At 30.9% G+C, this 15779-nt stretch carries 17 protein-coding genes and 9 tRNA genes; 19 read left to right on the forward strand and 7 right to left on the reverse strand.

What is annotated here, in order from left to right:
• The first annotated feature begins 11 nt into the window (after positions 1 to 11).
• From Fi14EGH31_RS01635 to Fi14EGH31_RS01655, 5 genes are all read left to right on the forward strand, one after another.
• Entirely contained in the window at positions 12 to 1763 is a 1752-nt protein-coding gene (locus tag Fi14EGH31_RS01635) for a V-type ATP synthase subunit A (protein WP_022002294.1), read from the forward strand.
• 12 nt (positions 1764 to 1775) lie between these two features.
• Complete coding sequence (locus Fi14EGH31_RS01640) at positions 1776 to 3218, forward strand: V-type ATP synthase subunit B (protein ID WP_107030497.1); 1443 nt, start codon at positions 1776 to 1778, stop codon at positions 3216 to 3218.
• 2 nt (positions 3219 to 3220) lie between these two features.
• Positions 3221 to 3829, forward strand: coding sequence for a V-type ATP synthase subunit D (locus Fi14EGH31_RS01645; protein WP_022002292.1), 609 nt, complete (start codon positions 3221 to 3223; stop codon positions 3827 to 3829).
• Positions 3830 to 3932: 103 nt separating this feature from the next.
• Positions 3933 to 4700, forward strand: a complete 768-nt coding sequence (aroD, locus tag Fi14EGH31_RS01650; protein ID WP_022002291.1) for a type I 3-dehydroquinate dehydratase — start codon at positions 3933 to 3935, stop codon at positions 4698 to 4700.
• A 40-nt stretch (positions 4701 to 4740) separates the two neighbouring features.
• Positions 4741 to 5115 (forward strand): hypothetical protein, encoded by a 375-nt coding sequence (locus tag Fi14EGH31_RS01655; RefSeq protein ID WP_032089659.1) that lies wholly within the window; start codon positions 4741 to 4743, stop codon positions 5113 to 5115.
• Here Fi14EGH31_RS01655 and asnB read toward each other — a convergent pair.
• The 4 genes from asnB to Fi14EGH31_RS01675 form a co-directional block, all read right to left on the reverse strand.
• A complete protein-coding gene (gene asnB, locus Fi14EGH31_RS01660) occupies positions 5112 to 6929 on the reverse strand; it encodes an asparagine synthase (glutamine-hydrolyzing) (protein ID WP_022002289.1) in 1818 nt (605 codons plus the stop codon). The genes Fi14EGH31_RS01655 and asnB overlap by 4 nt on opposite strands.
• Positions 6930 to 6997: 68 nt before the next feature.
• Positions 6998 to 7909 carry an SPFH domain-containing protein gene (locus Fi14EGH31_RS01665; RefSeq protein WP_022002288.1) on the reverse strand — a complete coding sequence of 304 codons (912 nt, stop codon included), beginning with the start codon at positions 7907 to 7909 and terminating at the stop codon, positions 6998 to 7000.
• Between the two features lie 12 nt (positions 7910 to 7921).
• Entirely contained in the window at positions 7922 to 8350 is a 429-nt protein-coding gene (locus Fi14EGH31_RS01670) for an NfeD family protein (RefSeq protein ID WP_022002287.1), read from the reverse strand.
• Positions 8351 to 8364: 14 nt separating this feature from the next.
• Positions 8365 to 8730 (reverse strand): hypothetical protein, encoded by a 366-nt coding sequence (locus Fi14EGH31_RS01675; RefSeq protein WP_022002286.1) that lies wholly within the window; start codon positions 8728 to 8730, stop codon positions 8365 to 8367.
• A 164-nt stretch (positions 8731 to 8894) separates the two neighbouring features.
• Between Fi14EGH31_RS01675 and Fi14EGH31_RS01680 the strand changes: the two genes are divergently transcribed.
• From Fi14EGH31_RS01680 to Fi14EGH31_RS01690, 3 genes are all read left to right on the forward strand, one after another.
• Positions 8895 to 9359 carry a hypothetical protein gene (locus tag Fi14EGH31_RS01680; RefSeq protein WP_118473459.1) on the forward strand — a complete coding sequence of 155 codons (465 nt, stop codon included), beginning with the start codon at positions 8895 to 8897 and terminating at the stop codon, positions 9357 to 9359.
• Between the two features lie 64 nt (positions 9360 to 9423).
• Positions 9424 to 10122, forward strand: coding sequence for a purine-nucleoside phosphorylase (gene deoD, locus Fi14EGH31_RS01685; protein WP_022002283.1), 699 nt, complete (start codon positions 9424 to 9426; stop codon positions 10120 to 10122).
• Positions 10123 to 10743, forward strand: a complete 621-nt coding sequence (locus Fi14EGH31_RS01690) for an HAD family hydrolase (RefSeq protein WP_107030504.1) — start codon at positions 10123 to 10125, stop codon at positions 10741 to 10743. It begins immediately after the preceding gene.
• Positions 10744 to 10748: 5 nt separating this feature from the next.
• Here the strand turns inward: Fi14EGH31_RS01690 and Fi14EGH31_RS01695 are convergent, their stop codons facing one another.
• Positions 10749 to 10952 (reverse strand): DUF378 domain-containing protein, encoded by a 204-nt coding sequence (locus tag Fi14EGH31_RS01695; RefSeq protein WP_022002281.1) that lies wholly within the window; start codon positions 10950 to 10952, stop codon positions 10749 to 10751.
• Positions 10953 to 11046: 94 nt separating this feature from the next.
• Here Fi14EGH31_RS01695 and Fi14EGH31_RS01700 point away from each other — a divergent pair, with 94 nt between their 5' ends.
• Together Fi14EGH31_RS01700 and alr are read left to right on the forward strand one after the other, a co-directional pair.
• On the forward strand, positions 11047 to 12027 hold the full coding sequence (locus Fi14EGH31_RS01700) for a LolA family protein (RefSeq protein WP_022002280.1): 981 nt from the start codon (positions 11047 to 11049) through the stop codon (positions 12025 to 12027).
• Positions 12028 to 12087: 60 nt separating this feature from the next.
• Positions 12088 to 13188, forward strand: coding sequence for an alanine racemase (gene alr / locus Fi14EGH31_RS01705; protein ID WP_022002279.1), 1101 nt, complete (start codon positions 12088 to 12090; stop codon positions 13186 to 13188).
• Between the two features lie 28 nt (positions 13189 to 13216).
• Here the strand turns inward: alr and Fi14EGH31_RS01710 are convergent, their stop codons facing one another.
• Together Fi14EGH31_RS01710 and galE are read right to left on the reverse strand one after the other, a co-directional pair.
• Positions 13217 to 13636 carry a hypothetical protein gene (locus Fi14EGH31_RS01710; protein WP_022002278.1) on the reverse strand — a complete coding sequence of 140 codons (420 nt, stop codon included), beginning with the start codon at positions 13634 to 13636 and terminating at the stop codon, positions 13217 to 13219.
• A 75-nt stretch (positions 13637 to 13711) separates the two neighbouring features.
• Positions 13712 to 14713, reverse strand: coding sequence for a UDP-glucose 4-epimerase GalE (gene galE, locus Fi14EGH31_RS01715; RefSeq protein WP_117813623.1), 1002 nt, complete (start codon positions 14711 to 14713; stop codon positions 13712 to 13714).
• A gap of 209 nt (positions 14714 to 14922) precedes the next feature.
• On the opposite strand from galE, the gene Fi14EGH31_RS01720 reads away from it, so the two are divergent.
• From Fi14EGH31_RS01720 to Fi14EGH31_RS01760, 9 genes are all read left to right on the forward strand, one after another.
• Positions 14923 to 14998 (forward strand) — tRNA-Val (locus tag Fi14EGH31_RS01720).
• Positions 14999 to 15028: 30 nt separating this feature from the next.
• Positions 15029 to 15104: transfer RNA gene (locus Fi14EGH31_RS01725), tRNA-Thr, on the forward strand.
• Positions 15105 to 15108: 4 nt separating this feature from the next.
• A tRNA-Tyr gene (locus Fi14EGH31_RS01730) sits at positions 15109 to 15192 on the forward strand.
• A gap of 13 nt (positions 15193 to 15205) precedes the next feature.
• Positions 15206 to 15281: transfer RNA gene (locus Fi14EGH31_RS01735), tRNA-Gln, on the forward strand.
• 8 nt (positions 15282 to 15289) lie between these two features.
• A tRNA-Lys gene (locus Fi14EGH31_RS01740) sits at positions 15290 to 15365 on the forward strand.
• 13 nt (positions 15366 to 15378) lie between these two features.
• A tRNA-Leu gene (locus tag Fi14EGH31_RS01745) sits at positions 15379 to 15467 on the forward strand.
• A 6-nt stretch (positions 15468 to 15473) separates the two neighbouring features.
• Positions 15474 to 15547, forward strand: a tRNA-Gly gene (locus Fi14EGH31_RS01750).
• Between the two features lie 68 nt (positions 15548 to 15615).
• A tRNA-Gly gene (locus tag Fi14EGH31_RS01755) sits at positions 15616 to 15689 on the forward strand.
• Positions 15690 to 15702: 13 nt separating this feature from the next.
• Positions 15703 to 15778, forward strand: a tRNA-Asn gene (locus Fi14EGH31_RS01760).
• Position 15779: the final 1 nt, after the last annotated feature.

Genomic DNA, 15779 nt, shown 5'->3' on the forward strand with positions numbered 1-15779 from the left:
GGGGATTAAAGATGAGTGAAAATGTAATTTATTCTATTAATGGTCCCGTTGTTAAAGTAAAAAATGCCAAAGACTTTTCAATGTTAGAAATGGTTTATGTTGGTCATGCTAAATTAATGGGTGAAGTTATCTCAATTTCTAAAGATTTAACAACTATCCAAGTATATGAAACAACAACTGGTTTAAAACCAGGAGAACCTGTTATTTCTACAGGATCACCAATTTGTGTTACATTAGGTCCTGGTATTTTAAGAAATATCTTTGATGGGATTGAACGTCCTTTGCAAGCCATTGCTGAACAATCAGGTGCTTTTATTGAAGCCGGAAGCGATGTTGATTCACTTGATGTTGAAAAATTATGGGACGTTACAATGAAAGTAAAAGTAGGAGATGTTTTAAAAGGTGGAGACATCTATGCAACATGTCCTGAAACAGATTTAATTGAACACAGATGTATGCTTTCACCACTTTTAAGTGGTAAAGTTGTTGAAGTAAAAGAAAATGGTCAATATAAAATCAATGATGTCGTAATGAAAATTGAAGATGAACATGGTCAAATTCATGAATGTACATTATGTCAAAAATGGCCAATTAAACAAGCACGTCCAACTCTAGAACGTTTACCAATTTCTATTCCTTTAGTAACAGGACAACGTGTTATCGATACATTATTCCCAATCGCTAAAGGTGGAACTGCTGCTATTCCAGGTGGTTTCGGTACTGGTAAAACAATGACACAACACCAAATTGCTAAATGGTGTGATGCCGATATTATCATTTATGTTGGTTGTGGAGAACGTGGAAACGAAATGACTCAAGTTCTTGAAGAATTTAGTGAGTTGATTGACCCTAAGAGTGGTAAACCATTAACTGATAGAACTGTCTTAATTGCGAATACTTCAAACATGCCAGTTGCCGCACGTGAAGCAAGTATTTATACAGGAATTACTTTAGCTGAATATTATCGTGATATGGGATATCACTGTGCAATCATGGCCGATTCTACTTCACGTTGGGCTGAAGCGTTACGTGAAATCTCTGGTCGTCTAGAAGAAATGCCAGCTGAAGAAGGATTCCCAGCTTACTTACCATCACGTTTATCACAATTCTATGAACGTGCTGGATACATGAAAACTTTAAATGGACAAGAAGGTTCTGTTTCAATCATCGGTGCCGTATCACCACAAGGGGCAGACTTCTCAGAACCAGTTACACAAAATACAAAACGTTTCGTAAGATGTTTCTGGGCCTTAGATAAAGCCTTGGCTTATGCTCGTCACTATTTCGCAATTAACTGGACACAATCTTATAGTGATTATGTTTATGATCTTGAAAAATGGTATGACCAAAATGTTGGTTCTGATTTCGTCAGTGATCGTCAACAACTTTCATTCATTCTTGCTGAAGAATCAAGATTAAATGAAATTGTTAACTTAATGGGACCTGATGTATTACCAGAAGATCAAAAATTAGTGATGGAAATCGCAAAAGTGGTTCGTGTTGGTTATTTACAACAAAATGCCTTCCATAAGGATGATACATACGTACCACTTGCTAAACAATTAAAGATGATGGATGTTATCTTATATTTAAATAAAAAATGTCAAGAAGCTGTTGCTCAAGGTAAAGTTGTTCGAGCAATTAGTGAAACTGGTATTTTTGAACAATTAATTAAAATGAAATATGATATTCCAAATGATCATATTGAAAAATTAGATACTTATTATCAAGATATTGATAATGCATTAAAATCTGTAGCGTAGGAGGAAATAAAAATGGCACTACAATATGTAGGATTAAATGAAATCAATGGATCATTAGTCGTTTTAGATCACGTAAAAGGTGCCTCTTACGACGAAATGGTTGAAATTCAATTAAAAAATGGGACAACACGTTCTGGACGTGTTGTCCAAATTGAAGGTGAAAAAATCGTTGTCCAAGTATTTGAAGGAACAAATGATTTATCACTAGAAAATACAAAGACTAAATTATTAGGTAGACCAATGGAATTACCTGTTTCTAAAGAAATTTTAGGACGTGTCTTCAATGGTGCTGGTAGACCAATCGATGGTTTAGGTGAAATTTATGCAGAAGAAATGATGGATATCAATGGTTTACCATTAAATCCAGTAAGCCGTGTTTATCCACGTAACTACATCAATACAGGTATTTCATCAATTGACTGTCTTGCTACATTAATTCGTGGACAAAAATTACCAATCTTCTCTGGTTCAGGTTTACCACATGACCGTTTAGCTGTACAAATCGTTAAACAAGCAAAAGTTGCTGACGAATCAGGAAAAGGTTTCGCCATTGTCTTTGCGGCAATGGGTGTTACAAATGACGTTGCAAACTACTTTAAACGTAGCTTTAAAGAAGCAGGAGTTATGGAAAGAGTTGTTATGTTCTTAAACTTATCAAATGATCCAATCATTGAACGTACATTAACTCCACGTTGTGCTTTAACTGCTGCTGAATATTTAGCTTATAAACAAAATATGCACGTATTAGTTATCTATACAGATATTACTTCCTATTGTGAAGCGTTACGTGAATTCTCTTCAAGTAAAGGAGAAATTCCTGGACGTAAAGGTTATCCAGGTTACTTATATTCTGACTTAGCTTCTTTATATGAAAGAGCTGGTATTATTAAAGGGGCAGAAGGTTCTGTAACACAAATCCCTATTTTAACAATGCCTAACAATGATATTACTCATCCAGTTCCTGACTTAACTGGATATATCACAGAAGGACAAATTACTCTATCACCTGAATTAAACTCAGCCGGTATTTATCCACCAGTTGATGTTTTACCATCACTTTCACGTTTAATGAAAGATGGTATCGGTGAAGGGTATACACGTGGCGATCATCAAGACATCGCCAACCAATTATTTGCATGTTATGCCCACGTACAAGATGTTAAATCATTAACATCAGTAATTGGTGAAGATGAATTATCTCCATTAGATAAACAATATTTATCATTTGGTAAACTATTTGAACAACATTTCTTAAATCAAGGTTTCGATGTCAATAGATCAATTGAAGAAACATTAGATTTAGGATGGGATTTAGTTTCAGTTTTACCTAGAGAAGCACTTGATCGTCTAGATAACAAATTATTAGATGAACATTATGATCACGATCGTGCTGTAAAACGTTTCCATATTAAAGAAAAATCAATCATCAAAGAATTACAAGAAGCAGGTGATTAATTATGGCTTTAAAAGTTGTTCCAACAAAAGGAAATTTAATTTCTACAAAGAAACAATTACAATTAGCTGTTCTTGGATATGATCTATTAGATAAGAAAAGAAACGTTCTTATTAAAGAAATGATGTCATTATTAGATGATGTTAAAATGGTCAGAGATGAAATTACGGAAGCTTATCAAAATGCTTACGATGCTTTACAAGAAGCAAATATTTCTTTAGGGTTGATTAGTGACTTAGTTACAGCAACACCTATTGATTATGGAATCAGTATTGCTTATCGAAGTGTTATGGGTGTAGAAATTCCTAAAATTACTTATCATAAACAACCAATGGTATGTAGTTATAACATGGATCGTTCTAATTCAAAAGTAGACTATGCTTATGAATGTTTCTATCGTGTTAAAGAATTGACTGTTGTTTTAGCAGAAGTTGAAAACTCAGTTTATCGTCTAGCAAATACCATTAGAAAAACACAAAAACGTGCGAATGCCTTAAAAAATATTTCAATTCCACGTTTTGAAGAAACAATTAAATTTATTAGTGAATCTCTTGAAGAAAAAGAACGTGAAGAATTTTCAAGACAAAAAGTTATAAAAAATCAAAAGCATTAATTTTAATGCTTTTTTTGCAAATTATAAAAAAATTAACACTCTGATAAAAAAATATGATATTATTATGCTGTTGAATTATTAAATAATCAAAGAAGGTGTAAATATGAGTATTGAAATTAAAGGAGTCATCATTGGAGAGGGAAAACCTAAAGTATGTGTTCCTATCGTAGAAAGCCATGATGAAGCGATTCTAAATAAATTAAAAGAATTTAATGAATTAGAAGTGGATATGATCGAATTAAGAATAGATTTTTATGAAAATATTCATCAAGAAGATGCATTAAGAAATTTATTTTTAAATATTGCTGCCTTACAAATACAAAAACCAGTTATTCTAACAATTCGTACAGCTGCAGAAGGTGGAGAAGTTGAAATTGATCCAAAAGATTATTTCAATGTTTATAAATTAGCAGTTGAAGCAAATGCATTTGATATTTACGATGTTGAATTAGCGTTAGGAACAAATATGGCAATTGAATTAAGAACACTTATTCATGATGCTGGTAAATATATGTTGATGTCAAGTCATAACTTTGATAGAACACCAGAAGTTGATTCATTGATGCAAAAATTTAGATCAATGGATTCTTTAGAAGCAGATATTATGAAGGTAGCAGTTATGCCAGAAGATTATCAAGATTTATTAAATCTACTTTCATTCACAGTTCAAGCTAAACATGAATATGCTCAAAAACCAATTGTGACAATGTCAATGTCATCTATTGGACTTACTTCACGTTTAGTAGGGGAACAATTCGGTAGTGCAATTACTTTTGCTACTGTAGGAAAAGCAAGTGCTCCAGGACAAATTGATTATCAAGAATTGAATCAAATGTTAGATATTATTCATAAAAATATTCAAGAAGCCTAAGCTTCTTGATTTTTTATACATATAATAAAGTGGTGAGATTATGAAAATTGATGTAAAAACTTTAGAAAAACTTGTTTGGATCATTTATAAACGATTCTTTATAGAAAAAGGAAAGCTAAAAGATATCCAAATAAAAATAGATCAGTATATTCAAATAAGAATGGTTTTAGTCTATAAAGGAATTGAAACTAAAATACACATAGATGCAAGACCTTATGTTAATGAAGATATTATTATTGATAGTCAAGGAAGCATACGTTATGGTTTTTTAAAGCTTAACTATGCTAAAATGTTACAAGAATGGGTTAAAGACATTCCTCAAGTATCTGTGAATAATACACAAATAAGAGTAAAAAACGAATATCTACAAGACATTCGTTTAAATAGTCAAGAAATAGAATTAGAGCTTTATTAAAGCTCTAATTCTACATGATATATTTTACCCCACATATAGATTTGATAAAAATAGGCAAGGAGTTGTGGTCCCATCATGAGTTGACCAAACCAAGGAACTTCAATACTTTCGCTGTTTTCAATAAAGTGTTTAAGTTTTTTAATATCAAAAAGTTGATAAAGAATGTTATTTTTATCGTTAAGTGTTTCTAAGAGAAGGTTTTTAATGTAAGTAAGGAAAAATGGAGAATGAGTTTTAGGGTAAGGATTTTTCTTACGATTATAGATTTCTTGAGGAAGGAAGTCTTTGAAAGCATCACGTAAAACAGCTTTTTCTTGTTGATCTTTAAACATATAGGTCCAAGGGACATTGTACATATATTCAACGATTTCTTTTGAAGCGAAGGGTACACGAAGCTCTACAGCGTTATACATAGATTGGCTATCACTCCGTGTTAAGAGTGTTTGCATAAACCATTCAATGTTTAAATAAATCATCTTTCTTTTATTGGTATCATAAAAGCTTTGATCGAGGTAGTCTATTTCATTAAGTGACTGATAATATTTACTTTGAACATATTCTTTAATGTTCAATTTTTTTATATTTTCATTAAGAAGTTCTAATCTTTGATCAACATCTCTAATCCATGGAAATGAATCTAGACTATAAAGTTCTTTTTTATAAAACCAAGGGTACCCTCCAAAAATTTCATCTGCACACTCACCAGATAAAACGACTTTATGATTTCTTTTAATTTCTTTACAAAATAATAGAAAACTAGAATCAATATCAGCCATTCCTGGAGCGTCTCTAGCCATTAGACTTTGTTTTAAAAAGATAATTAAATTCTTTTGTGATAAAACGACATTATTGTGGTGACTATGATAACGATTGACCATTAAATCAATATAATCACTATCTTTTGTAAGTTGATAATCATAGGGTTGAAAATATTTATCTTGGTCTAAGTAATCAATACTATAGGTTGAAATATGATTGACGTATTGACTGCTTATAGCTGTAATAATACTCGAATCTAAACCACCAGATAACATACAAGAAATAGGTACATCACTTAATAATTGTCTTTGAATACTTTTATTTACAAGGAAGCGTACATCTTGAACAGTTTCTTCATAACTTTTTAGATGTGTTTTTTTTTGTAAAGACCAATATCTTTCAATCATTAAATGCTCACCGTCAAACCATAAATAATGAGCAGGTCTTAAACTATAAATATCTTTATAAAGTGTACTTCCTGGTGATAAACTAGGACCTAAACCTAGTAATTCTTTAATTCCTGTTTTATCAACAACACATTTTCCAATGTACATTAAAATAGCTTTAATTTCACTTGAAATGATTAAATCATCATCTTTTAAATAATAAAAGAGAGGCTTTACACCTAAATGATCACGACAAGCAAAGATTTTATTTTCATAAGATATAACAAATGAAAAGATACCATCTAACATATTTAAACATTTTTCTTTATAAGCAATAAAACTGACAAGTAAAACCTCACTATCACTTTGACTATAAAAATGGAAACCTAAATCAATAAGATGTTTCTTTAATTCATTCATATTATAAATTTCACCATTAAAAATAATGCGATAAGTAATATCTTGATAAGTATATTCTAAAGGTTGCATACCTCCTTTTAAATCAATAATTGAAAGACGGCAATGACCTAATAAAACATGTTGATCAAAATAAGTTCGCATATCATCAGGACCACGATGGTCTAATAAATGGAGCATTTTATTAAATTTTCCACAATCATCTAAGACATTTCTTTGTTGATTATATAAACATAAAATTCCACACATCATTATTCACCCTATACACTATATGACATAAAAAAAAGAATATGAAAAAACAGTCCGAAGACTGTTTTTAACTATTCCTTATCTTTCTTTTCACTTACAACTTCTTTTAAAGTAGTTGCTAATCCTGCAATTCCTTGTAATTCACTTGGAATAATAATCTTAGTAGCATCACCTTTAGATAAGTTTTCTAAGGCTTTAAAACCTTGTAAAGTGACATAAGCTTGATCAGGATGTGCATCATTGATATAAGTAATACCTTTTGCTTGTGCTTCATAAACTAAACGTAAAGCTTCAGCTTGACCTTCAGCTTTAGCGATGGCTGCTTCTTTTTCAGCTTCAGCTCTTAAGATCGTTGATTGTTTATCTCCTTCAGCATTTAAGATAGCAGCTGTTTTCTTACCTTCAGCTTGTAAAATAGCTTCACGTCTTTCACGTTCAGCACGCATTTGTTTTTCCATAGCTTCTTGAATATCACGAGGTGGAATGATATTTTTAACTTCAACACGGTGAACTTTAATTCCCCAAGGATCAGTTGCTTCATCAAGGATACTTCTCATACGTGAGTTAATAATATCACGAGATGTTAAAGTTTCATCTAATTCCAAATCCCCAATAATATTACGAAGAGTTGTTGCTGTTAAGTTTTCAATGGCATTAATAGGACGATCGACACCATATGTGAATAAACGAGGATCTGTAATTTGATAATAAACAACTGTATCAATTTGCATTGTAACATTATCTTTAGTAATAACAGGTTGAGGCGCAAAGTCTACAACTTGTTCTTTTAAAGAAACTTTGTTGGCAACACGATCTAAAAATGGAACGAGAATATGAAGACCAACACCACATGTACGGTTATATGCTCCGATTCTTTCTACAACATAAGCTTTTGATTGAGGAACAATACGAATTGCAAATGCAATAACACTGACAATAATAATTAAAACAATGATAATTAAAATTAAACCAATAATACTCATTTTCTTTCTCCTTTATTTATTAATTTTTTTAACCACAAGATGAGCACCTTCTACAGCAAGAATTTCACAATAATCTCCTTCTTCTAAAGTAGAATTATCTACACTAGAAGCGGACCATTCCATAGAAAGCACCTTAACTTCTCCTCTTGTATCAGCATCAATTCTTTTTAAAACAAGTCCATGTTGACCAATAACACGATCATAGTTTGTACTGACTGTTTGTGTTCTTAAGTATTTCTTAGCAAGAGGTCTGCTGATTCCAATACAAATAACACTTAAAATGATAAAGATAATAATTTGAATGGTTTGATTTAAACCTAAAGCATAGGCAATCAAGGCACCGATTCCACCAAGTGTAAACCAGATGCTTACTAAATCGATTGTAACTAATTCAATAATAGCAGTTACAATGATAACGCCTAGCCATATCCATAACATCATGCTCTATCCCTCCCTTATAGATTAACTGTTAATATTTGGTGAACAACATCAAAATTTGCAGGATACTTTAGACCTTGTTTATCACTTAAATCTAAATGATATTCTCTAGCAAGGTTTTCAATAAAATTTTTATTAGAAACACGTCCATAACTTTTACCAATTGAAATACGATGCAATTGATCACTTGGATAAATTCCTTCATCTATTGCTGTTTTATCAACTGGCTTGATTCCTAATAAATTGTTCTCTTTATCAACTCCTAATAATACATATTGAACATTTTCAAAATGTTTACAAGCAGCTGTGTTTAAAGTGAGATTTGTACTATAAATAGTAACTGTTTTCTTTGAAATTTCATTTGTTGACCATACAAATGCCATAGCTATCATCCTTTCTACTTGTATTATATTATATATATTATTTTTATTCAATATATATTATTATTAATATTATTTATCTCTCATCACATCACTTTCTATTCAAAAATAATTGATGTATAATTGAAAAATAAAAAGAAAACATTATAAATAGAAAAGGTGAAACAATGAAAAAATTAAAAAAGATTCTATTAATTATTTTATTATTAGTACCATTAGTTGGTTGTCAAAATCAAAAAAATGAATGGAAGGGGACATATCATTTAACGTACTTTTATTTAAAAGATTGTTCCAATTGTCAACATTTTAAAAAGAATGTTCTACCAGCAATTAAAAAAGAATTTGGTAAACATATGAAAATCAAATCCTATGATATGGATGATGGACAAACGTTTGATGAAATGAAAGAAAGTTATCAAAATCATATTGACCAAATCATTGATTTTGATGAAGATGATTACGGTTATGGACCAATGGTCTTTTTAGAAGGGTATATGGCTATTTTAGGTGCAGGTAATGCAGATGAGTATGTTGAACATTTAGTAAATGCTATTAAGGGTGAAAAGCTTAATGAAGCTGCTGAAATAGAAACTTATTATTATTTAAAAGATGGTAAGGTACAAAAATCTTAAAAGTTATTATCAATTGAAAAAGAATATGTTAAACTTTAAGGAGAAAATAAAGGAGGAAGTGTTTATGTCAACACCACATAATCAAGCAAATAAAGGAGATATCGCAAAAACTGTCTTAATGCCAGGAGATCCTTTACGTGCAAAATATTTAGCAGAAACATATTTAGAAAATGTTAAACAATTTAATGCGACAAGAAGCATGTTTGGCTATACAGGAACGTATAAAGGAAAAGAAGTTTCTATTATGGGTTCGGGTATGGGAATGCCTAGTATTGGGATTTATAGTTATGAATTATTTCATTTTTATGATGTAGAAAATATTATTCGTATTGGATCTTGTGGATCATTTAAAGAAGATGTTCGTTTAAGAGATATTATTATTGTACAAGGTGCTTGTACAGATTCAAATTATGCACATCAATATGAATTACCAGGAACATATTCAGCTATTTCGGATTATAGTTTATTAGAAAAAGCTGTAGAAAAAGCAAAAGAAAAGAATTTAACTTATCATGTAGGAAATGTCCTATCTTCTGATTTGTTCTATCATGCAGACAATAAAGCAGATAAATGGATTAAAATGGGATGCCTTGCTACAGAAATGGAATCTTATGCATTATTTGCAAATGCAGCTTATGCTGGTAAAAAAGCATTAACTTTATTAACTGTTTCAGATTCATTAGTTTCAAATGAAGAAACAACTGCAGAAGAAAGAGAAAAAACTTTCACAGCAATGATGGAAGTTGCTTTGGAGATTGCATAGGTGTTAACTAAATTTGCATTTTTTGATTTTGATGATACTTTGATTCATGGAGATTCTGGTGGAAAACTTTTAAAGTATTATTTAAAAAAACATCCACTATCTGTTTTTAAATTATTTAAAGTGGTTTATCATTATGCTTTATATCTATTAAAGATAGAACCACTTAATAAAGCAAAATCAGCATGGTTATATCCATTAGATAAGATGTCTGATCAAGAGATTGAAAAGTTTTATCAAGAAGTATTAGAACCTTGTTATTATTTAAATGTCATTGAAGAATTAAAAAAGAAAAAGGCAGAAGGGTATACGATTTATATATGTAGTGCCTCTGTAGAAGCTTATCTTCGTTTTTGTAAGTTACCAGTAGATGAAATTTTAGGAACAAAAACAGTCATTAAAGATGGTAAATATACAAGTCAAATGATTGGAAAAAATTGTAAAAATGAAGAAAAGGTAAAAAGAATCCAAGAAGTGATAAAAAATCATAATCTAGAAATAGATTATGACTTATCTTATGCCTATTCGGATTCTTTACATGATATTCCAATGTTAAAAATGGTAAAAAATCGTATTAAAATTGATACTAAAGATGGACATATGTCCACATTTGAAATAGAGTAGCTTAGCTACTCTTTTATATTTAAGTCCGTAAAGAAAAGCATAATATTAATGAGTCCAGCTATTCCTACAACAATATAAATGAGCATTGATAAAAAACTATTTTGACCAAATAAACTATCTACCAAATTAAAATTAAATAAACCAATAAGACCCCAATTAATAGCACCAATCACAGTAAAAATAAGTGCTGTTTTTTGTAATGCATTCATTTTCTTAACCTCCTTAAATAGAGTCTATCCTATAAATTTGTATTTTATACATATAAAAATAAATAAAGAATATTTTTATAATGGAGGGATAGATTTGAAAAAATTATATATTGTCATTATAGGTTTAGTCATTTGTGCAATAGGTATTGTTGTTTTTTTTAAATTTAAAAATAATTCATTGGATGAAACGTTAAAAGAAGCTAAAAGTATGAGTTCTTATCAACTTGTATGTGATATGGAAATGACACAAAATGATGAACTTAAAAGTTATGAAGTAAAAGTAGATTATTTAAAAAAAGATAAACAAAAATATTATCGAGTAGAACTTTATGATAAAAGTTTAAATCAATCACAAATCATTATAAAAAATAAAAAAGGAGTCTATGTTTTAACACCAACACTTAATCAAATGTTTAAATTTCAAAGTGATTGGCCTGAAAATAGTCCTAAACCATATATTTATCATTATTTAATCCAATTATTAGAAAATAATAAAGTTAAAAAGATTGAAAAAGGATATCAAGTAGAAGCAAAGGTGAAATATCCTAATGATACAAGAATTGTTAAACAAGAAGTTATTTTTGATAAAAAATTAAAACCATTGATTGTTTTATGTCTAGATCAAGATGAGGCAGAAATTGTTACTTGTAAAGTAAATGAATTTCATAAAAATAAAAATTTTATAGAGAAACATTTTAATCAAAATCAAGCATTGAAAGAATCAAAAAAGGATGTCAAAACATCCGCAAATAATGATGTTTTATATCCAGTTTCTCTATTAGGAGCTAAATTAGAAAGCGAAACAGTGTCTTCAATAGAAGGGGATAAAAATCATATTTTAAAATTTAGTGGTGATAAAAGCTTTACAATGGTAGAAACACAAGTAAATGCTCAACAAGTAATGCAGTTTTCTAATGATGAAGTGATCGATTTAATAGATGGGTTTGCATATTATCAACCTGGAAAATTATCGATGATGTATCATGGAATGATGTGTTCTTTATATTCACAAGATTTAACGAAAGAAGAAATGCTTTCAGTCATGACAAGTATGCAAACTTCATCGACAAAATAAAGAGATTTCAAATTGAATTATGAAATGGGTTGGATTATACTATTGTTTGGAGGTGTCTTTATGAATTTAAAACGTGACACGTATGCAATTGTAGATTTAGACCATTTAAAATATAATGTTGAATTAGCACATAGTGAATTTAAAAGACCGTTGATGGCTGTGATTAAAGCGGATGCTTATGGTCATGGGTATAAAGAAGTTGCTAGTTTTTTAAAGGATATTGATTATATTGAAATGTTTGCTGTTGCAACACTTCAAGAAGCAATTGAGTTAAGAGAATTAGGAATTAATAAAGGAATATTGATTTTAGGAGCTATTCCAACAAGTAAAGAAGATATTGATTTAGCTATTAAATATGATATTTCTTTAACAATGGTTTCAGTTGCTTATTTAAAATTATTGGATCATTTAATTGATAAAGGGCAAACATTAAAAGTGCATATTAAGTTAGATACAGGAATGCATCGTATTGGTTTAATGTCTAAAGAAGAATTATCAACTTTATTAAAACTAGTTGATCCTGATAAATTTAATGTAGAAGGAATCTTTACACACTTTGCGACAGCTGATGGAGATGATGAAGCCTACGAAAAACAAAGAAGTTTATTTTATGAAATGATAGGTAATTGTAAATTCAAATATATCCATTGTTGTAATTCAGCAGCGATGACTTATCATCATGATGAAAAATCAAATATGGGAAGATTAGGAATTACCATGTATGGATGTTCACCAAATGGTGAAGAAGAAACAAAATTCAAACAAGTAATGTCACTTTATACAAAAGTAGCAATGATTAAAAAAATTCCTGCAGGAGATCGAGTAGGGTATGGTTTAACATATACGGCTAAAGAAGATGAATATATTGCAACATTACCAATTGGTTATGCAGATGGTTTTATTAGAAAAAATCAAGGGCGTAAAGTATATATCAATGGTAAGTATTATGAAATTGTAGGACGTGTATGTATGGATCAAATGATGGTTAGAGTAGATGAAAATGTAAAAATAGGAGATCAAGTGGAAATTTTTGGTGAACATATTTCTCTTGAAAGTATGGCGAAAGATCTAGATACGATTTCTTATGAAGTTTTATGTTTGATTTCTAAACGTGTACCAAGGGTCTATGTTCAAGATGGACAAGTAAAAGAATTGTTATAAAAAACGAACTCAAATATGAGTTCGCTTTTTATTTAAATAATTCAGCAATTCTATAATATGATAAAGAACCAGATTTTTGAACTTTTACTTTTCCGTTTTTCATAACGAATGTTGAAGGAATTGTTCCGTCATCTGTTTTAAAAGTTTTTTGAATGTATGTTGTTGCATTATTTTCTTTAGCTAAATTTACATAATAAATTTTATCACTATGATTTTTTTCTAAATATTTTAAGCAAACATTTTTGTAGTTTAATGTCGTATTATCCTTATCACTACCTACAACAACGACAAAACTATCTTTATCTTTGATTTTTTCTTCTAATTTATCTTGGGAAATTGTTGAAAGTTCAACATGTGTAACTTGTCTATAAGCAAATAATGCAATAAAAACTACAAATACAAGCCCAAAGACGCTCACTTCTTTCCCGATTTTTTTAAAAAAATCCATAGAAGTTCCTCCTTTTATACTTTTCTATAATACCAAATTTCACCTGTATAAACAATAAAAAAAAATAGCCAGAGGCTATTTCATTCTTGTTTTAGCAAAGTTCCATGTATCTCTACACATTTCATCAATTCCTCTAGTAGCAACCCAACCAAGCTCTTCTTTAGCTCTTGTAGGATCTGCATAACATGTAGCAATGTCTCCGGCACGACGAGGTTTGATTTCGTATTTTACTTTTACACCATTAACTCTTTCAAAAGCATGAACAAGTTCTAAAACACTATATCCTTGACCAGTTCCTAAGTTACAAACATGTAATCCAGGTTTGTTGTATTTTTCAATTGCTAGAACATGTCCTTTAGCAAGGTCAACAACATGGATATAATCACGTACACCTGTACCATCAGGTGTATCATAATCATCACCAAAGACACCTAAACAAGGAAGTTCTCCAGCAGCTACTTTCATAATATAAGGCATTAAGTTATTTGGAATACCTTTTGGATCTTCTCCAAGTAATCCAGATTCATGGGCACCAATTGGATTGAAGTAGCGTAATAAAGTAACTGACATTTCAGGACAAGCATGTTGTACATCTGTTAAAATTCTTTCCATCATGGCTTTACTTGCTCCATATGGATTTGTTGTTTCACCTAATTTACAATCTTCAGTAAGAGGAACCACTTCAGGATCTCCATAAACTGTAGCACTTGATGAAAAAACAATATTGTTGACATGATATTTTTTCATCATTTTAGCAACAATTAAAGTTGTTGTTAAATTGTTTGTATAATATTCAATAGGTTTTTCTACAGATTCACCAACAGCTTTAAAAGCAGCACAGTGAATAACAGCATCAATTTCATTTTCTTTAAAAACTTCTTCTGTTTTCTTTTCATCTAAAATATTAAATTCATAAAATTTAACGTCTTTTCCAGTTATATCCTTAATATATCCTAAAACTTCTGGTTTAGAGTTAGAAAAGTCATCAATTACGATTACTTCATGATTAGCTTGTAATAACTCAACACAGATGTGACTACCAATATAGCCAGCACCTCCGGCAACAAGTACTTTCATTTTATTACCTCCATATATACTTTTTACGTATTCATTATACCAAATAATAAAAGGCAATCAATAATAATAAAAAAAGTATAAAAAAATAGAAATAAAAAACATTGATAAAATCAACATAAAACAAAAATGGTATAAAAAAACACAAAAAAAGTGTAAAAAAGAGTTGACGTAAAGGGATAAGGATGTTATTATAAGTGGGCACTAGTCGAGGAGGCTTAGCTCAGTTGGGAGAGCATCTGCCTTACAAGCAGAGGGTCAGCGGTTCGAGCCCGTTAGCCTCCACCATTAAAAAATAGTGTTTAAAATAAATAAAATGCCGGCTTAGCTCAATTGGTAGAGCAACTGACTTGTAATCAGTAGGTTGAGGGTTCAAGTCCTTTAGCCGGCACCATGATGGAGAGGTAGCGAAGTGGCTAAACGCGGCTGACTGTAACTCAGTTCCTTTTGGTTCGGTGGTTCGAATCCACTCCTCTCCACCATCTATCTAATGAATGGGGTATAGCCAAGCGGTAAGGCAACAGACTTTGACTCTGTCATTGCGCTGGTTCGAATCCAGCTACCCCAGCCATAAGGTATGACCCGCTAGCTCAGTTGGTAGAGCATCTGACTTTTAATCAGAGGGTCAGGCGTTCGAGTCGCCTGCGGGTCACCATTTAACTGAATAAGCCCAGGTGGCGAAATTGGTAGACGCACAGGACTTAAAATCCTGCGGACCTTAAAATCCGTGCCGGTTCGACTCCGGCCCTGGGCACCATTCAATGCGGGTGTAGTTCAATGGTAGAACTTCAGCCTTCCAAGCTGACTACGTGGGTTCGATTCCCATCACCCGCTCCATTAAAAAAATAAAAAAAGTTCTTGCAATTACTTAATTGATGTGTTATCATTAATAAGCATTAAGTAATGCGGGTGTAGTTCAATGGTAGAACTTCAGCCTTCCAAGCTGACTACGTGGGTTCGATTCCCATCACCCGCTCCATTTAATTGAATAGGCTTGAATAGCTCAGTTGGTAGAGCAATCGGCTGTTAACCGATCGGTCGTAGGTTCGAGTCCTACTTCAAGCGCCAT

This window comes from Faecalibacillus intestinalis (assembly GCF_015097455.1).
GTDB lineage: Bacteria > Bacillota_I > Bacilli_A > Erysipelotrichales > Coprobacillaceae > Faecalibacillus > Faecalibacillus intestinalis.

Coding starts and splice junctions, on each gene's coding strand:
- Fi14EGH31_RS01635 (WP_022002294.1), top strand. CDS start 12: ATGAGTGAAAATGTAATTTATTCTATTAATGGTCCCGTTGTTAAAGTA.
- Fi14EGH31_RS01640 (WP_107030497.1), top strand. CDS start 1,776: ATGGCACTACAATATGTAGGATTAAATGAAATCAATGGATCATTAGTC.
- Fi14EGH31_RS01645 (WP_022002292.1), top strand. CDS start 3,221: ATGGCTTTAAAAGTTGTTCCAACAAAAGGAAATTTAATTTCTACAAAG.
- aroD (WP_022002291.1), top strand. CDS start 3,933: ATGAGTATTGAAATTAAAGGAGTCATCATTGGAGAGGGAAAACCTAAA.
- Fi14EGH31_RS01655 (WP_032089659.1), top strand. CDS start 4,741: ATGAAAATTGATGTAAAAACTTTAGAAAAACTTGTTTGGATCATTTAT.
- asnB (WP_022002289.1), bottom strand. CDS start 6,929: ATGATGTGTGGAATTTTATGTTTATATAATCAACAAAGAAATGTCTTA.
- Fi14EGH31_RS01665 (WP_022002288.1), bottom strand. CDS start 7,909: ATGAGTATTATTGGTTTAATTTTAATTATCATTGTTTTAATTATTATT.
- Fi14EGH31_RS01670 (WP_022002287.1), bottom strand. CDS start 8,350: ATGATGTTATGGATATGGCTAGGCGTTATCATTGTAACTGCTATTATT.
- Fi14EGH31_RS01675 (WP_022002286.1), bottom strand. CDS start 8,730: ATGGCATTTGTATGGTCAACAAATGAAATTTCAAAGAAAACAGTTACT.
- Fi14EGH31_RS01680 (WP_118473459.1), top strand. CDS start 8,895: ATGAAAAAATTAAAAAAGATTCTATTAATTATTTTATTATTAGTACCA.
- deoD (WP_022002283.1), top strand. CDS start 9,424: ATGTCAACACCACATAATCAAGCAAATAAAGGAGATATCGCAAAAACT.
- Fi14EGH31_RS01695 (WP_022002281.1), bottom strand. CDS start 10,952: ATGAATGCATTACAAAAAACAGCACTTATTTTTACTGTGATTGGTGCT.
- alr (WP_022002279.1), top strand. CDS start 12,088: ATGAATTTAAAACGTGACACGTATGCAATTGTAGATTTAGACCATTTA.
- Fi14EGH31_RS01710 (WP_022002278.1), bottom strand. CDS start 13,636: ATGGATTTTTTTAAAAAAATCGGGAAAGAAGTGAGCGTCTTTGGGCTT.
- galE (WP_117813623.1), bottom strand. CDS start 14,713: ATGAAAGTACTTGTTGCCGGAGGTGCTGGCTATATTGGTAGTCACATC.